We start from the raw sequence: 15,933 nt of genomic DNA on the forward strand, positions 1-15,933 counted from the left end.
GCGGTCTTCCCTCGGAAGCCACTCATGAAACTCCTCATCCTCGACCGCGACGGCACACTCAACCGCAGCCGCGACGACTACGTCGCCTCGCCGGACGAGTGGGAGGCCTTGCCCGGCGCGCTCGAGGCGGTGGCGCGGCTCAACCAGGGCGGCTGGCGCGTGGTGCTGGCCACCAACCAGTCCGGCATCGGGCGGGGCTTGTTCGACATGGCCTCGCTCAACGCCATCCACGCCAAGATGCACCGCCAGCTGGCGGCCGCGGGCGCTCGTGTGGAGGCTGTGTTCTTCTGCCCCCACGCACCCGACGAAGGCTGCAGCTGCCGCAAGCCGCTGCCAGGCCTGTTCAAGCAGATCGGGGATCGTTTCGGCGTGTCCCTGGCGACGGTTCCGGCGGCCGGCAATGCGTTGCGACATGTCCGCGCGGCCGCAGCCGCCGGCTGTCCGGCTCACCTGCTGCTCACCGGCCAGTCCGAACACCTGCGCGGCCGTGTCGGCCAGGGCTCGGGCGGCGATCTCTCCGTGCTGGCACCCGACCTGCCGCCCGGCATCCACGTACACGACGACCTCGGCGTGTTCGCCGACTGGCTGCTCGCGCAACCCACGACCTGAACGGTTTTCATGCTTCTCATCAATCTTCTTCGTTCGATCGTGCACACGCTGTTCATGGCGGTGACGGTGGTGCCGTGGGCGCTCGCGGTGCTGATCGCCGCCCCGTTCCTCAACAGCACGCAGATCTACTGGATGTGCGCCGGCTGGCTCAAGCTGGCCGTCAACAGTGGCACGGTGATCCTCGGCATCAAGAACCACGTGATCGGGTTCGAGAACCTGCCCGTGGGGAGCACCGCGCCCGCGGTGTTGCTGGTCAAGCACCAGTCCACCTGGGAGACCTTCTGCATGCCCGCGCTCATGCCCCACCCGCTGGCCTACGTGTTCAAGAAAGAGCTGCTCTACGTGCCGTTCTTCGGCTGGGCCATGGGTCGCATGGACATGATCCACATCGATCGCAGCAAGCGCGCCCAGGCTTTCAACAAGGTGGTTGAACAGGGCCAGCGCCTGCTCAACCAGGGCACCTGGGTGATCATGTTTCCCGAGGGCACGCGCATCCCGCGTGGCCAGAAGGGCAACTACAAAAATGGCGGCACGCGCCTGGCGGTGGAGACCGGCGCGCCGGTGATCCCGATCGCGGTGACCTCGGCCAAATGCTGGCCGCGCAAGGCCTTCATCAAGAAGTCCGGCACGGTGGAGTTTTCCATCGGCAAGCCCATTCCCAGCGCGGGCCGTGAGCCCGATGAGCTGATGCGCGAAGTCGAGGCCTGGATCGAAGCGGAAATGCGCCGCCTCGACCCCACGGCCTACCCCCAGGGCTGAGGCTGGCCATGCAGCGCTTTCTCCAGCTGGCGCTCGACTTCCTCGGTGGACCCGATCCCGAGCCACTGCGCCCGGCTCCCCCGCCGCCGGTGGTGGCCGCTGCACCGGCACTGCCGATGAACCAGGTGTTTCAGCCCGCTGCCTGGCACCACCCGCGCGCCAACCGCATGCTGAGTCTGGGCTCGTGCGAAGTGGCTTACGAATTCAAGCGCGGCAAGCGCCGCACCATCGGCCTGTCGGTGAGCCCGGACGGACTGAGCGTGAGTGCGCCGCGCTGGACGCCGGTGGGTGAGGTCGAAGCCCTGCTGCACGACAAGTCGGCCTGGGTGCTGGAGAAGCTGCAGAACGCGCGCGAACGCGCCGGCGAGATGGCGCAGGCCCGCATCACGTGGGCCGATGGCGCCGAGTTCGACTACCTGGGTGAGCGTCTGCGCCTGGTGCTCGACCCGGCACACGGTTTCACGCAGGTGGGGGCGTTGTTCGAGGCCGCGGCCGCGCCCGCTGGCCTGGCCACACTGCGCCTGGGGCTGGCGCGCAACGCCGTTGAGTCGCAGATCCGCGACGCGGCGCAGGCCTGGCTGATGAAGCAGGCCAAGGTGCTGTTCGCCCAGCGGCTGGACCACTTCGCCCCGCAGCTGGGCGTGCGCTATACCAAGCTGCGCCTGTCCAGCGCGGGCACACGCTGGGGCAGCGCCAGCGCTGACGGCACCATCCGCCTCAACTGGCGCCTGATCCACCTCAAGCTGGAGATGGTGGACTATGTGGTGGTGCACGAGCTCAGCCACCTGCACCACATGGACCACAGCCCGCAGTTCTGGGATGTGGTGGCCAGTGTCATGCCCGACCATGCGCAGCGGCGCAAGGCGCTGCGCAGCGCGGCCGTGCCTCTGGGCGAGTGACTCGTCCAAGGCGTGGGTGCTGGCGACGGCGATTCCGTTAAGATCGCCGACTGACGTTGACGTAAACGTCAATTACAGGGCACGAACCCATGGCGACGAACCCGACTTACACCATCAGCGACCTGGCGCGCGAGTTCGACCTCACCACCCGCGCCATCCGTTTCTACGAAGACATGGGGCTGCTGCAACCGCAGCGCGAAGGCCCGGGCGGTCGCAACCGGGTCTACACCTCGCGCGACCGCACGCGTCTGAAGCTCACGCTGCGCGCCAAACGCCTGGGCCTGTCGCTGACCGAGGCCAAGGACATCATCGACATGTACGACAGCCCGCGCGACACCGGTCCGCAGCTGCGCAAGTTCCTCACCGTGCTGGCCGACCACCGCCGCCAGCTCGAAGAGCAGATGGCCGATCTGGTGGCCAACCTCGATGAGGTGAAGGTGCACGAAAAGGAAGCCCGCGCCCTGCTGGGCAAGGTGGAAAAGAAAGCTTGAATCCGTCCATTGAAGGAGTTGTCATGTCCCTGATCGCCAACATAGTCGTCGCGCTGGTTGCGCTTCTGCACTTCTACTTCCTGGTGCTGGAGATGTTCCTCTGGGACAAGCCGGCCGGGCTGAAGGCCTTCGGTCAGACGCCTGCATCGGCCGCCGCCACCAAGGTGCTGGCGGCCAACCAGGGGCTGTACAACGGCTTCCTGGCCGCTGGCCTGCTCTGGGGCCTGTGGCTGGGCCCCGCGGGGTTTGGCGTGAAGGTGTTCTTCCTGTTGTGCGTGCTGGTGGCGGGCCTGTATGGCGCGGTCACCGCGAGCCGCAAGATCCTGTTCGTGCAGGCGCTGCCGGCGGCCGTGGGCCTGGTGCTGGTGTACCTGAGCCGAGCGGCCTGAAGCGTCAGCCCGTGTCGGCGTCGTCGACGTTTCGCCACACCACCCGGCCTTGCCCGGCGTCGTTGATGCGCGCCACCAGCGCCGCTGCGCGTGGCTGGGGCACGCGCAGGGTGGCGTCCACCCCGTCGCCGTGTTGCACCTCGGCCAGCGTGGCGCCGAAAGCGCCGAGTTCGCGTCGCAACCAGCCTTCCAGCGCATAGGGCAGCACACAGCGCAGCAGCTGCCAGCGGATCACCGGTACCTTGTCCGCCGTCAACAGGGCCTGGGCCACGCTGTCGGTGTAAGCGCGCACCAGCCCGCCCGCGCCCAGCGGTGTGCCGCCGTAGTAGCGCACCACCGTGGCCAGCACACCTTCCAGATCCTGGTGGCGCAGCACTTCCAGCATCGGCCGTCCGGCCGTGCCACCCGGTTCTCCATCGTCGTTGGCCGCCGAGTGCCCGCCCGCCATGAGCGCCCAGCACACGTGGGTCGCGCCAGGGTGTTCTGCGCGCAGCCCGGCCACGCGCGCCAGAGCGGCAGCGCGGTCGGCCACCGGCTCCACGCAGCCGATGAAGCGGCTTTTCTTGAGGGTCAGGTCGCTGTGGACGGGGGCGGTCAGGGTGAAGGGCATGGCCGCTTGAGGATAGCCTTGGCCGGTGGTCCCGAAGCTGGCTTGAAGTTAACGTTTACGTAAACGTCAACGTAGAATCCAGGGCTTCCCCCACGCACCGAGAACGCCGTGAGCCTGCCCACTTTCGATCCCCGCAACCCCGACTTTGAAACCCGCGTGCGCGAGAGCTTCGCCCGCCAGGCCGCCATGCGCACCTTGGGCGCCACGCTCGCCGTCGTCAAGCCCGGGCGGGTGGAGATCACGCTGCCGTGGGCCGAGCCGCTGACCCAGCAACACGGCTTTCTGCACGCCGGCATGGTTGCCACGGGGCTCGATTCGGCCTGCGGTTACGCCGGGTTCTCACTGATGGCATCCGACGCGGCGGTGCTCACGATCGAGTTCAAGATCAACCTGCTGGCACCCGCCCAGGGCCAGAGCTTCCGCATGGTCGGCACGGTCATCAAACCCGGGCGCACCGTCACGGTGTGCGAGGGGCATGCTTACGCTATTGACGGCGGACGCGAAAAACTGGTGGCCACCATGGGCTGCACGCTCATGGCCGTGGTCGGTCGCGACAACATCCAGGGCTGAAGCCCGCTTCCTTTTTCATCGGAGACAACACCCATGACCAACCTGCCCGGCCTCGATTTCCAGCTCGGTGAAGACATCGACGCCCTGCGCGACGCGGTGCGTGATTTTGCTCAAGCCGAGATCGCACCGCGCGCGGCCGCGATCGACCAGAGCGACCAGTTCCCCATGGACCTGTGGCGCAAGATGGGCGATCTCGGCGTGCTCGGCATCACCGTGAGCGAGGAATACGGCGGTGCCAACATGGGCTACCTGGCCCACATGATCGCCATGGAAGAGATCTCGCGCGCTTCGGCCAGCGTGGGCCTTTCGTACGGCGCGCACAGCAACCTCTGCGTGAACCAGATCAAGCGCAACGGCAGCGACGCGCAGCGCCTGAAGTACCTGCCCAGGCTGATCAGCGGCGAACACGTGGGTGCTCTCGCCATGAGCGAACCGGGCGCCGGCTCCGACGTGATCAGCATGAAGCTGAAAGCCGAGGACAAGGGGGGCTACTACCTGCTCAACGGCAGCAAGATGTGGATCACCAACGGGCCCGATGCCGACACCATGGTGGTCTACGCCAAGTCGGAACCCGAGATGGGCGCGCGTGGCGTCACGGCCTTCATCGTCGAGAAGGGCATGAAAGGCTTCAGCACCGCGCAGAAGCTCGACAAGCTCGGCATGCGCGGAAGCCACACCGGCGAGATGGTGTTCAACAACGTGGAAGTGCCGGTCGAGAACATCCTGGGTGGCCTGAACAATGGCGCCAAGGTGCTCATGAGTGGCCTGGATTACGAGCGCGCCGTGCTCACCGGCGGCCCGCTGGGCATCATGCAGGCCGTCATGGACAACATCGTTCCCTACATCCACGACCGCAAGCAGTTCGGTCAGAGCATCGGTGAGTTCCAGCTGATCCAGGGCAAGGTGGCCGACATGTACACCGTGCTGCAGGCCGGCCGCTCGTTCGCCTACACGGTGGCGAAAAACCTCGATCTGCTGGGCGCAGAACACGTGCGTCAGGTGCGCAAGGACTGCGCCTCGGTCATCCTGTGGTGCGCCGAAGAAGCCACCAAGATGGCGGGCAACGGCATCCAGATCTTCGGTGGCAACGGCTACATCAACGAATACCCGTTGGGTCGCCTCTGGCGCGACGCCAAGCTCTACGAAATCGGCGCCGGCACGAGCGAGATCCGCCGCATGCTGATCGGCCGCGAGCTGTTTGCCGAGACCTGCTGAGCCACGACCCCACCCCCTAAGATCGCGCCATGACTTCCGAACTCAAAGATCTTTTCGAGCGCAACCGCGTCTGGGCCGCCGACATGGTGGCCGCGCGCCCCGGCTTCTTCACCGACCTGCTGGCCCAGCAGAGCCCGCAGTACATGTGGATCGGCTGCTCCGACAGCCGCGTGCCCGCCAACCAGATCACCGGCCTGGACCCGGGCGAGGTGTTCGTGCACCGCAACGTGGCCAACGTGGTCGTGCCGACCGACCTGAATTGCCTATCCACCATCCAGTACGCGGTGGACATGCTCAAGGTGCAACACCTCATGGTGGTGGGGCACTACGGCTGTGGGGGTGTGCAGGCCGCGCTGCGCGATGTGCGCGTGGGCCTGGCGGACAACTGGCTGCGCCACATCAAGGATGTGCGCGACCGGCATTCAGCCTTGCTGGACGCCACACCCGAGCAGCACCGCGCCGACGTGTTGTGTGAACTCAACGCCATCGAACAGGTGATGAACGTGGCGCAAACCACGGTGGTGCAGGACGCCTGGGCGCGCGGGCAGGCGCTCACGCTGCACGGCTGGGTGTACGGCCTGCGCGACGGCCTGCTGCACGACATGCACATGACGGTGGACAACAAAGACCAGATCGACGCCGCCTACCGCAAGGCCGTGGCCGGCGTGGGCTCGGTGCGCCAGAGCTGAGCGGCGGCCCCGCCATCCGTTGACACACCGACGGGACGCACCGCAAGGTCAACCCATACGGCAGGCCCACCCCATGCTTCCCCAGCGCCTCGACTCGACTCTGGCCTACGCCATCGCCAAGGCCATGATGGACGGCTTCAACCGGCACTACCGGCTGTTCCGCACCGAGTCGGCACGCGCCAAACACCGCTTCGAGACGCGCGACTGGCTTGGCCAGCAGCGCGCACAGCGCGAGCGCATCGAGTTCTACGACTTGCGGGTCAAGGAATGCGTGATGCGGCTCATGAAGGAATTCGGCGCCGACGAACAGCCCATGGACGTGTGGGAGCAGGTCAAGCTGCACTACATCGGGCTGCTGGTGAATCACCACCAGCCCGAGCTGGCAGAGACCTTCTTCAACTCGGTCACCACCAAGATCCTCCAGCGCGCCTACTTCCAGAACGATTTCATCTTCGTGCGCCCGGCGGTTTCCACCGAGTACATCGAGAACGAGGAACCCAGCGCGAAGCCCACCTACCGCTGCTACTACCCCACCGCAGAGACCATGCAGGCTGAGGCCTTGCGCATGCTCCAGGACTTCGCCCTGCGCGTGCCGTTCGAGAACCTGGAGTGCGACGCCGAGCTGGTGCTCGGCGCCATGAAGCAGCATTTTGATCATGTGAAGCTGCGCGCCAACTTCCAGTTCCAGGTGCTCTCGGGCCTGTTCTTCCGCAACAAAGGCGCGTACGTGGTCGGCAAGATCATCAACGGCTTCCAGGAGGTGCCGTTTGCCCTGCCCATCCTGCACAACACCGACGGCAAACTGGTGGTGGACGCCGCGCTCTTCGGCGAGGACGACCTGCTGATCCTCTTCAGCTTCGCGCGCGCCTACTTCATGGTCGACATGGAGATTCCGAGCGCCTACGTGCAGTTTTTGCGCAGCATGATGCCGCGCAAGCCGCGCGCCGAGTTCTACAACGCGCTGGGTCTGGCCAAGCAGGGCAAGACGCTGTTCTACCGCGACTTCCTTTTCCACATGCGGCACTCCACCGACAAGTTCCGCATTGCGCCCGGCATCAAGGGCATGGTCATGCTGGTGTTTGATCTGCCGAGTTTTCCGTTCGTGTTCAAGGTCATCAAGGACTACTACCCGCCGCAGAAGGACACGTCGCGCGAGCAGATCCGCGGCAAGTACCTGCTGGTCAAGCAGCACGACCGCGTGGGCCGCATGGCCGACACGCTGGAGTTCTCCGAGGTGGGTTTTCCGCGCGACCGCTTCACAGACGAACTGATCGCCGAGATCCAGAAGTTCGCGCCCAGCCAGCTCGAGATCAGCGACCGCGACGGTGATGGTGACATCGAGGTGGTGCTCAAGCACTGCTATATCGAACGCCGCATGATTCCGCTCAACATCTACCTGCGGGAAGCGTTCGACGCGCTGCAGGTGCAGGCTGCCGACCCCACGGCCCTGGCGCAGATCGAGCGCGCGGTGGTCGAATACGGCAACGCCATCAAGGATCTGGTGGCTGCCAACATCTTTCCTGGCGACATGCTGTGGAAGAACTTCGGCATCACCCGCCATGGCAAGGTCGTGTTCTACGACTACGACGAGATCGAATACATCACCGACTGCAACTTTCGCCGCGTGCCCGAGCCGCGCAACGCGGAGGATGAAATGTCGGGCGAGGTCTGGTACCCGGTCGGCAAGCGCGACGTGTTCCCCGAGACCTTCGGCCCCTTTCTGCTCGGCAACGATGCCGTGCGCGAGGTGTTCATGAAGCACCACGCCGACCTGCTCGACGCCGCCTTCTGGCAGGCGCACAAGGAGCGCATCGCCGCTGGCCATGTGCACGACGTTTTCCCCTACGAGCGCGATCGGCGTTTTCTTGCCCACGCGCTCGCCTGAAACCCATTCGTCCTCACCCTTTCAAGGAGATTCACCATGTCCCAAGACCCCGTCGTCATCGTTGGCGCCGCCCGCACCCCCATGGGCTCGTTCCAGAGCGACTTCGCCAGCCTCTCGGCCCACGACCTCGGTGGCGTGGCCATCAAGGCCGCCGTGCAACGCAGCGGCGTCGACCCCGAGAAGGTCGATGAAGTCCTGTTCGGCAACTGCCTGATGGCTGGCCAGGGCCAGGCCCCGGCGCGCCAGGCCGCGTTCAAGGGCGGGCTGCCGAAATCGGCCGGCGCCGTCACGCTCTCCAAGATGTGCGGTTCGGGCATGAAGGCCACCATGCTCGCGCACGACATGCTCGTCGCCGGCAGCGCCACCGTGATGGTGGCCGGCGGCATGGAAAGCATGACCAACGCGCCCTACCTGCTGCAAAAGGGCCGCGGCGGATACCGCATGGGCCACGACAAGATCTTCGACCACATGATGCTCGACGGCCTGGAAGACGCCTACGAGGCCGGCCGCTCCATGGGCACCTTTGGTGAAGACTGCGCGGCCAAATACAGCTTCACCCGCGAACAGCAGGACGCCTTCGCCATTGCGTCGGTCTCGCGCGCCAAGGCAGCCACCGAGAGCGGCGCGTTTGCCACCGAGATCACCCCGGTGACGGTGAAAGACCGCAGCGGCGAGCGCGTGGTGTCCACCGACGAAGGCCCGGGCAAGGTCAAGCTCGACAAGGTCACCAGCCTCAAGCCCGCGTTCAAGAAGGACGGCACCATCACGGCGGCATCGAGCTCGTCCATCAACGACGGCGCGGCTGCGCTGGTGCTCATGCGCCAGTCCACTGCGCAGGCCCAGGGCCTGAAGCCGCTGGCGCGCATCGTGGCCCACAGCACCCACGCGCAGGAGCCCAACTGGTTTGCCACCGCCCCGGTGGGCGCCACGCAGAAGCTGCTGGCCAAGACCGGCTGGAGCGTTGCCGATGTGGACCTGTGGGAGATCAACGAAGCCTTCGCCGTGGTGCCCATGGCGCTCATGACCGAACTGAACATCCCGCACGAGAAGGTCAACGTCAACGGTGGTGCCTGCGCGCTGGGTCACCCCATCGGTGCCAGCGGCGCGCGCATCCTCGTTACGTTGCTGCACGCACTGCAGGCGCGCGGCGGCAAGAAGGGCGTGGCCACGCTGTGCATCGGTGGTGGCGAGGCCACAGCCATGGCGATTGAATTGATGTAACACCCCCGCGCCGCCTTCGGCGTCACCCCCTCAAGGGGGCGCCACCAGCGGCCCGGCGAAGCCGGTTCCGCGGTAGCCTTGGTGTAAACACCCGTCACTCCATGAACACCATTCTTGTGATCGGCGCGTCGCGCGGCATCGGCCTCGAGTTCGCGCGCCAGTATCTCGCCGCAGGCGAGCGCGTGATCGCCACCGCGCGCGACGATGCCAGCCTGGAACGCTTGCGCGAGCTCGGTGCCGAGCCGCTGCGCCTGGACGTGGCCGACCCGGCCAGCGTGAGCGGCCTGGCCTGGTCGCTCGATGGCCAGGAGATCGACGTGGCGCTGTACGTCGCGGGCGTGTACGACACCAGCGACGCGCAGACCCCACCCACCCGCGAAGCCTTCGACCGCGTGATGCACACGAATGTGCTGGGTGCCATGCAGGCCATGCCGCAGGTGCTGCCGGCGGTCGAAGCGGCCCGCGGCGTGTTCGGCGTGCTCTCCAGCGGCATGAGCCAGATCGGCGACGTCTCCGCCAGCAACGCTTGGCTCTACCGCGTGAGCAAGGCCGCGCTCAACATGGCCCTGGCCAGCGCTCGCCACAGCTACCCCGCGGCCACCTGCGTCGCGCTCGACCCGGGCTGGGTGCGCACCGACATGGGCGGCGACTCGGCACCCTTGACGGCCGAGCGCAGCGTGGCCGACCTGCGCCGCACGATCGCCGCCCTCACACCTGACGACAACGGCCGCCTCATCCACCGCGACGGCCGGCGTGCCACCACTTGGTGAACCCCCCGAAAGACGCTTCCATGCCACTCAACCAAGACCAACTCATGATCCGCGACGCCGTGCGCGCCTTTGCCCAGGAGCAGCTCTGGCCGAACGCGGCGAAGTGGGACAAGGCGCACCACTTTCCGACAGACGTGCACCAGGGGCTGGCTGAGCTTGGCGCCTACGGCATCTGCGTGCCCGAGGCGCTGGGTGGCGCGGGGCTGGACTATGTGACGCTGGCCGTGGTGCTGGAAGAAATCGCGGCCGGTGACGGCGGCACCAGCACCGCGATCTCGGTGACGAACTGCCCGGTCAACGCCATCCTGATGCGCTACGGCAGCGCGCGCCAGCAAGAGCAATGGCTGCGCCCGCTGGCCGCCGGCCAGATGCTCGGTGTGTTCTGCCTGACCGAGCCGCACGTGGGCTCGGACGCATCGGCCTTGCGCACGACGGCGACCAAAGAGGGCGATGAGTACGTGCTCAACGGCGTCAAGCAGTTCATCACCAGTGGCAAGAACGGGCAACTGGCGATCGTGATCGCGGTGACGGACAAAGGCGCCGGCAAGAAAGGCATGAGCGCCTTCGTCGTGCCCACCAGCACCCCGGGTTATGTGGTCGCGCGACTGGAAGACAAACTCGGCCAGCACAGCAGCGACACCGCGCAGATCAACTTCGACAACTGCCGCATCCCGGCCGACAACCTGATCGGCGCCGAGGGCGAGGGCTACAGGATCGCGCTCTCGGCGCTTGAGGGCGGACGCATCGGCATTGCCGCGCAAAGCATCGGCATGGCGCGCAGCGCCTTCGACTGCGCACTGGCCTATTCGAAAGAGCGCGCAAGTTTTGGGCAGCCGATCTTCAACCACCAGGCGGTGGGGTTTCGACTGGCCGACATGGCCACGCAGATTGAAGCGGCGCGAGCGCTCACGCACCACGCCGCCGCCTTGCGCGACGCGGGGCAGCCCTGCCTGAAGGAAGCCGCGATGGCCAAGCTGTTTGCCAGCGAGATGGCCGAAGCCGTGTGCACTGCCGCCATTCAGGTGTTCGGCGGCTACGGCTATGTGAGCGACTTTCCGGTGGAACGCATTTACCGGGACGTGCGGGTGTGCCAGATTTATGAAGGCACTTCAGACATTCAGAAAATCATCATTCAGCGCGCTTTGGCTTGAGTTCCTGGCGGTTCTCTCCGGTGAGGCCGGTCATCGACGGCCATGGGGCACGGCTCCGCGAATGTCCCCCGCGGCCTTCGGCCCTCCTCCTTGATTTCGCTGCGCCGTGCCCCATGGCCGCCGATGACCTCGTTGGCGCTCGGTCCGCAGACGCGCAAACATCACTTAAGGCTCGCGGGCGTGGTGTGTTCTGCGCAGCGGCATCAAGGAGGAGGGACGGCGAAGCCGGCCCGGGGGACAGTCGCGGAGCAGAGCACACCGCGTCCGCGAGCCCGCGATGACGCAGCGCGCGGAGGGGTAACATCCCGCCACCATGAACATCATCATCCTGGGTGCCGGCCGAGTCGGCGAAAGCGTCGCGGAGAGCCTGGTCTCCGAACAGAACGACATCACCGTGATCGACATGGACCCGGCCCGCCTGCGGCTCCTGGAGGAGCGGATCGACCTGCGTGGCGTGGTGGGCAACGGCATCCAGCCCTCCGTGTTGCGCGAGGCGGGCGCGAAGGACGCCGACATGGTGATCGCCTGCGCCGCCAACGACGAAACCAACCTCGTGGTGTGCAAGGTCGCGCACGACATCTTCAACGTGCCCAGCACCATCGCCCGGCTGCGCTCACCCGAATTCGCCGAGGGCGACGAACTGCTGGGCCGCAACGGTTTTGCGGTGGACCATGTGATCTGCCCTGAAGAGTCGGTCACGCGCTACATCCACCAACTCATCAGCTACCCCGAAGCCCTGCAGGTGCTGGAGTTCGCCGACGGCCGCGCCAGCCTGATTGCGATCCGTGCCACGCACGGCGGCTCGCTGGTGGGCCACACCATCGGCGAATTCCGCGAACGCTTCCCCCACGCCGAGATGCGCGTGGTGGCGCTTTACCGGCTCGACACCGAGATGGAAGCCACCAAGACCACCCGCATCCTCGCGGGCGACGAGGTGTTCGTGCTGGCCGACACGCAGAAGATCCGCTACGTGCTGGGCGCCATCCACAACATCGACAAACCGGTGCGCCGCATCATGATCGCTGGCGGCGGCAAGGTCGGGCTGCGCCTGGCGCGTTCGCTGGAAGGCCAGTGCCAGGTGAAGATCATCGAGCACTACAAGGCCCGCTGCGAATACCTGGCCAGTCAGTTGCCCTCCAGCATGCTCATCCTCAACGGCGATGGCGCCGACGAGGACCTGCTGCTGGAAGAAAGCGTGGGCGAGATGGACATGTTTCTTGCGCTCACCAGCGACGACGAGGACAACATCATGTCGGCCATGCTGGCCAAGCGCATGGGCGCCGGGCGCGTGATGGCCCTGATCAACCGCCGTGCCTACGCCGACATGATGCAGGGCAGCACCATCGACATCGCGATTTCGCCTTCCCAGACCGTCATCGGCGAACTGCTCACGCACCTGCGCCGCGGCGACGTGGCGGCCGTGCACAGCCTGCGGCGCGGCGCGGCCGAGGCGCTCGAAGGCATTGCGCGTGGCGACGTGAAGACCAGCAAGCTGGTGGGTCGCAAGGTGGAAGAGCTCAAGCTGCCCAAGGGCGTTCGCATCGGCGCCATCGTGCGTGGCGAAGGGAGCCGGTCGGAAGTGCTCATGCCCCACCACGACACCGTCATCGAGGCCGATGACCACATCATCATGTTCATCCCGAACAAGCGCCTGGTGCGCGAGGTCGAAAAGCTGTTCCAGGTCGGCGCCACCTTCTTCGGCTGAAGCCGGAGCCTGCCTTCATGCCGTTGCTGCGCATCTTCCCTGTGCTGGGAGCCATCGTGATGGTGTTCTCCATCACCCTGCTCGTCCCCTGGCTGGTGTCCTGGCTGTCGCAGGACGGCGCCCAGGCGGCTTACTTGCCGGCCGTGGCAGTCACCTTTGTCGTTGGCCTGCTCATGCGCAGCGCCGTGTTCAAGGTTGGTCGCAATGTGGAATTGCAGACGCGCGACGGCATCTTGCTGGTGGGGCTGGTCTGGACGCTGCTGCCGCTGTTTGCCAGCCTGCCGCTGCGGCTGTATTTTGGCCAGACGGCCACCCCCATCAGCTGGACCGACGCCTACTTCGAGACCATGTCTGGCCTGACCACGACCGGTTCCACCGTGATCACCGGGCTGGATGCATTGCCCGGTTCGATCAATCTGTGGCGTTGTTTCCTGCAGTGGCTTGGCGGCATGGGCATCCTGGTGCTGGCCGTGGCAATCCTGCCCATGCTGGGCGTGGGCGGCAGCCAGCTGTTTCGCGCCGAGGCCACCGGCCCGATGAAAGACGCCAAGCTCACCCCGCGCATCACCGAAACCGCCAAGGGCCTGTGGACCGTCTACTGCGTGCTCTCGTTGCTTTGCGTGCTGGGCTACTGGCTGGGCGGCATGTCTGCGCTGGACGCCTGGGCCCACATGTTCACCACCATGAGCCTGGGTGGTCTGTCAACGCACGACAGCAGCTTCGGTTTTTTCCAGTCACCCACGCTGGAGTGGGTGGCCATTCTCTTCATGCTGGTGGCCAGTTGCAACTTTGCGCTGTATTTCGTGGCCTTCGCCAAACGACAACCCGCCCGCATCTGGCGGGACGCGGAGTGGCGCGGTACCGTGGGCCTGCTGCTGGGTTCCAGCGTGTTCGTGGCCGGGTTGTTGCTCCTCAAGGGCACCATGACCGACCCGCTTGAGACCCTGCGGGTGGCCCTGTTCAACGTGATCTCCATCGGATCGACCACCGGTTTTGCCACGGTGGACTACACCACCTGGCCCGTGTTTGCACCGCTGTTCATGATCATGCTGTCGGGCGTGGCCACCAGCGCGGGCTCCACCGGCGCTGGTATCAAGATGGCACGTGTGCTGATCCTGCTCAAGCAGGCGAAGCGCGAAATGTCGCGCATCATCCACCCGCGCGCGGTGTATCCGGTGCACCTGGGCGGGCACGTGGTGCAAACCGGCACCTTGCTGTCGGTGCTGGGCTTCATGCTGGTGTACGGTGGCACCATCATCGGGTTGACCATGCTGTTGCTGCTCTCCGACCTGCCGTTCGACACCGCGTTCTCGGCGGTGGTGGCCAGTGTGAACAACATGGGCCCGGGGCTCAACGAGGTGGGGCCGGCGGGCAACTTCCAGGGATTGACCGATTTCCAGACCTGGGTGTGTACCGTGGCCATGTTGCTGGGCCGGCTGGAAATGCTGTCGTTCCTCGTGCTGTTCACCCCCGGCTTCTGGCGCAAATAGACTGCCACATGCTGTTCACCCTGTTGCCCGTTCTCTCGGTGTTCTCGCGCGTCTTGCTGGCGTTTGCGCCGGCCTTTCTGGTGCCGCTCGGCTGGGCGCTGTTTCTGGACGCGCAGGGCCATGCGGCGGTGTGGGCCGTGGGCTTCGTGGTCACCATCCTCAGTGGCGTGCTGCTGTGGCAATGCACCAGGCAGCACCGCCGCGAGCTGCAGACGCGCGACGGCTTCCTGCTGGTCAACCTGGTCTGGCTGGTGTTGCCGGTGTATGCCGCGGTGCCCTTGCTCTACACCGTGCCCGACATCGGCTGGACCAGGGCCTACTTCGAGGCGATGAGCGCGCTCACGGCCACCGGGGCCACGGCGCTCTCGGGCCTGGACACGCTGCCCGTATCGGTCAACGTCTGGCGGTGTTTCCTGCAGCTCGTCGGCGGGCTGGGCATCATGCTGCTGGTGGTGGCGGTGTTGCCCCTGCTGGGGCTGGGCGGGGTGCAGCTCTATCGCGCCGAGACGCCCGGACCCATGAAAGACACCAAGTTCACCCCGCGCATTTCCGAAACCGCGCGTGGCCTGTGGGGGGTGTACGTGCTGTTTTCGGTGGCCTGCATGCTGGCCTACCGCTGGGCCGGCATGAGCTGGGCCGACGCCTTCATGCACATGTGCACCACCATGGGCCTGGGCGGTTTCTCGTCGCACGATGCCAGCTTTGGCTATTGGGATTCGCCGAAGATCGAGGCCGTGGCCACGGTCTTCATGGCGCTGGCCGGTGTGAGCTTCATGCGCTATTTCATCGTGTTGCGTCATCGTTCGCTGCGCCCGCTCACCCACGACCGCGAAATCCGCACCTACGTCAGCGTGCTGGTGGTGTCCGTGATGCTGGTGGCCATCCTGCTGACGGCGCATGGCGTGATAGGCAGTTTCCCCGAGGCGCTGCGAACCAGTGCGTTTCATGTCGTGTCGGTGGCCACCACCACGGGCTATGCGTCCACCGACTACGCGCAGTGGCCAGTGTTTGCGCCGGTGCTGCTGATGTTCCTGGGCTGTTTCGTGTCGTGCGCGGGTTCCACCGGCGGCGGCATCAAGCTGGTGCGCATGGTGCTGCTGATCAAGCAGGCGCGGCGTGAACTGGTGCGCATCGTGCACCCGCGCGTGGTCAACCCGGTCACGCTGGGCGGCGCCATCATGCCCCCGTCCGTCATGACCGCCGTGCTGGGCTACATGCTGATCTATGGCGCGGCCACCATGGGCCTGACCATGCTGCTGCTGTTCACCGGACTGGACATCGTGACCTCGTTCTCGGCAGTGGTCGCCACGGTCAACAACATCGGCCCCGGTCTGGGTGATGTGGGGCCGGCGAGCAATTTCGGCGTGCTCAACGAGTTCCAGATCTGGGTGTGTACCTTTGCGATGCTGCTGGGCCGACTTGAGCTGTTGACGGTGTTGGTTTTGTTCACGGGCCACTTCTGGAGGAAGTAGGCTCACCC

16 protein-coding genes are annotated in these 15,933 nt (G+C 65.9%); 15 read left to right on the forward strand and 1 reads right to left on the reverse strand.

Going from position 1 to position 15,933, the window contains the following annotated elements; translation table 11 throughout:
- Window positions 1-24: 24 nt before the first annotated feature.
- The 5 genes from gmhB to ASE11_RS05565 all read left to right on the forward strand — a co-directional run bounded on the left by gmhB (window position 25) and on the right by ASE11_RS05565 (window position 3,147).
- The gene (gene gmhB, locus ASE11_RS05545) at window positions 25-609 is read left to right on the forward strand and encodes a D-glycero-beta-D-manno-heptose 1,7-bisphosphate 7-phosphatase (RefSeq protein WP_056267577.1); all 585 of its coding nucleotides are present in this window, start codon (window positions 25-27) and stop codon (window positions 607-609) included.
- An 18-nt stretch (window positions 610-627) separates the two neighbouring features.
- On the forward strand, window positions 628-1,368 hold the full coding sequence (locus ASE11_RS05550) for a lysophospholipid acyltransferase family protein (RefSeq protein WP_156406248.1): 741 nt from the start codon (window positions 628-630) through the stop codon (window positions 1,366-1,368).
- Between the two features lie 8 nt (window positions 1,369-1,376).
- Window positions 1,377-2,267 (forward strand): M48 family metallopeptidase, encoded by an 891-nt coding sequence (locus ASE11_RS05555; protein WP_056267585.1) that lies wholly within the window; start codon window positions 1,377-1,379, stop codon window positions 2,265-2,267.
- An 89-nt stretch (window positions 2,268-2,356) separates the two neighbouring features.
- Window positions 2,357-2,758, forward strand: a complete 402-nt coding sequence (locus tag ASE11_RS05560) for a MerR family transcriptional regulator (protein WP_056267588.1) — start codon at window positions 2,357-2,359, stop codon at window positions 2,756-2,758.
- 23 nt (window positions 2,759-2,781) lie between these two features.
- Window positions 2,782-3,147 (forward strand): DUF1304 domain-containing protein, encoded by a 366-nt coding sequence (locus tag ASE11_RS05565; protein ID WP_056267591.1) that lies wholly within the window; start codon window positions 2,782-2,784, stop codon window positions 3,145-3,147.
- Between the two features lie 4 nt (window positions 3,148-3,151).
- On the opposite strand, the gene ASE11_RS05570 is transcribed toward ASE11_RS05565, so the two are convergent.
- A complete protein-coding gene (locus ASE11_RS05570) occupies window positions 3,152-3,757 on the reverse strand; it encodes an IMPACT family protein (protein ID WP_056267596.1) in 606 nt (201 codons plus the stop codon).
- A gap of 186 nt (window positions 3,758-3,943) precedes the next feature.
- Between ASE11_RS05570 and ASE11_RS05575 the strand changes: the two genes are divergently transcribed.
- The 10 genes from ASE11_RS05575 (at window position 3,944) to ASE11_RS05620 (ending at window position 15,925) form a co-directional block, all read left to right on the forward strand.
- Window positions 3,944-4,327, forward strand: coding sequence for a PaaI family thioesterase (locus ASE11_RS05575; protein ID WP_414842429.1), 384 nt, complete (start codon window positions 3,944-3,946; stop codon window positions 4,325-4,327).
- Between the two features lie 33 nt (window positions 4,328-4,360).
- Entirely contained in the window at window positions 4,361-5,542 is a 1,182-nt protein-coding gene (locus ASE11_RS05580) for an isovaleryl-CoA dehydrogenase (protein WP_056267603.1), read from the forward strand.
- A gap of 29 nt (window positions 5,543-5,571) precedes the next feature.
- Window positions 5,572-6,231, forward strand: a complete 660-nt coding sequence (gene can / locus ASE11_RS05585) for a carbonate dehydratase (RefSeq protein ID WP_056267606.1) — start codon at window positions 5,572-5,574, stop codon at window positions 6,229-6,231.
- Window positions 6,232-6,304: 73 nt separating this feature from the next.
- On the forward strand, window positions 6,305-8,116 hold the full coding sequence (aceK, locus tag ASE11_RS05590) for a bifunctional isocitrate dehydrogenase kinase/phosphatase (protein ID WP_056267609.1): 1,812 nt from the start codon (window positions 6,305-6,307) through the stop codon (window positions 8,114-8,116).
- Between the two features lie 36 nt (window positions 8,117-8,152).
- Window positions 8,153-9,337, forward strand: a complete 1,185-nt coding sequence (locus ASE11_RS05595) for an acetyl-CoA C-acyltransferase (protein ID WP_056267612.1) — start codon at window positions 8,153-8,155, stop codon at window positions 9,335-9,337.
- Window positions 9,338-9,438: 101 nt separating this feature from the next.
- Window positions 9,439-10,107, forward strand: a complete 669-nt coding sequence (locus ASE11_RS05600) for an SDR family oxidoreductase (protein ID WP_056267616.1) — start codon at window positions 9,439-9,441, stop codon at window positions 10,105-10,107.
- 20 nt (window positions 10,108-10,127) lie between these two features.
- A complete protein-coding gene (locus ASE11_RS05605; protein ID WP_056267620.1) occupies window positions 10,128-11,258 on the forward strand; it encodes an acyl-CoA dehydrogenase family protein in 1,131 nt (376 codons plus the stop codon).
- Between the two features lie 313 nt (window positions 11,259-11,571).
- Window positions 11,572-12,963, forward strand: coding sequence for a Trk system potassium transporter TrkA (gene trkA / locus ASE11_RS05610; RefSeq protein WP_056267625.1), 1,392 nt, complete (start codon window positions 11,572-11,574; stop codon window positions 12,961-12,963).
- Between the two features lie 17 nt (window positions 12,964-12,980).
- Complete coding sequence (locus ASE11_RS05615) at window positions 12,981-14,453, forward strand: TrkH family potassium uptake protein (protein WP_056267629.1); 1,473 nt, start codon at window positions 12,981-12,983, stop codon at window positions 14,451-14,453.
- A gap of 11 nt (window positions 14,454-14,464) precedes the next feature.
- Window positions 14,465-15,925, forward strand: a complete 1,461-nt coding sequence (locus ASE11_RS05620) for a TrkH family potassium uptake protein (RefSeq protein ID WP_414842430.1) — start codon at window positions 14,465-14,467, stop codon at window positions 15,923-15,925.
- The last annotated feature ends 8 nt before the right edge of the window (window positions 15,926-15,933 follow it).

This window comes from Hydrogenophaga sp. Root209 (assembly GCF_001428625.1).
Lineage (GTDB): Bacteria > Pseudomonadota > Gammaproteobacteria > Burkholderiales > Burkholderiaceae_C > Hydrogenophaga.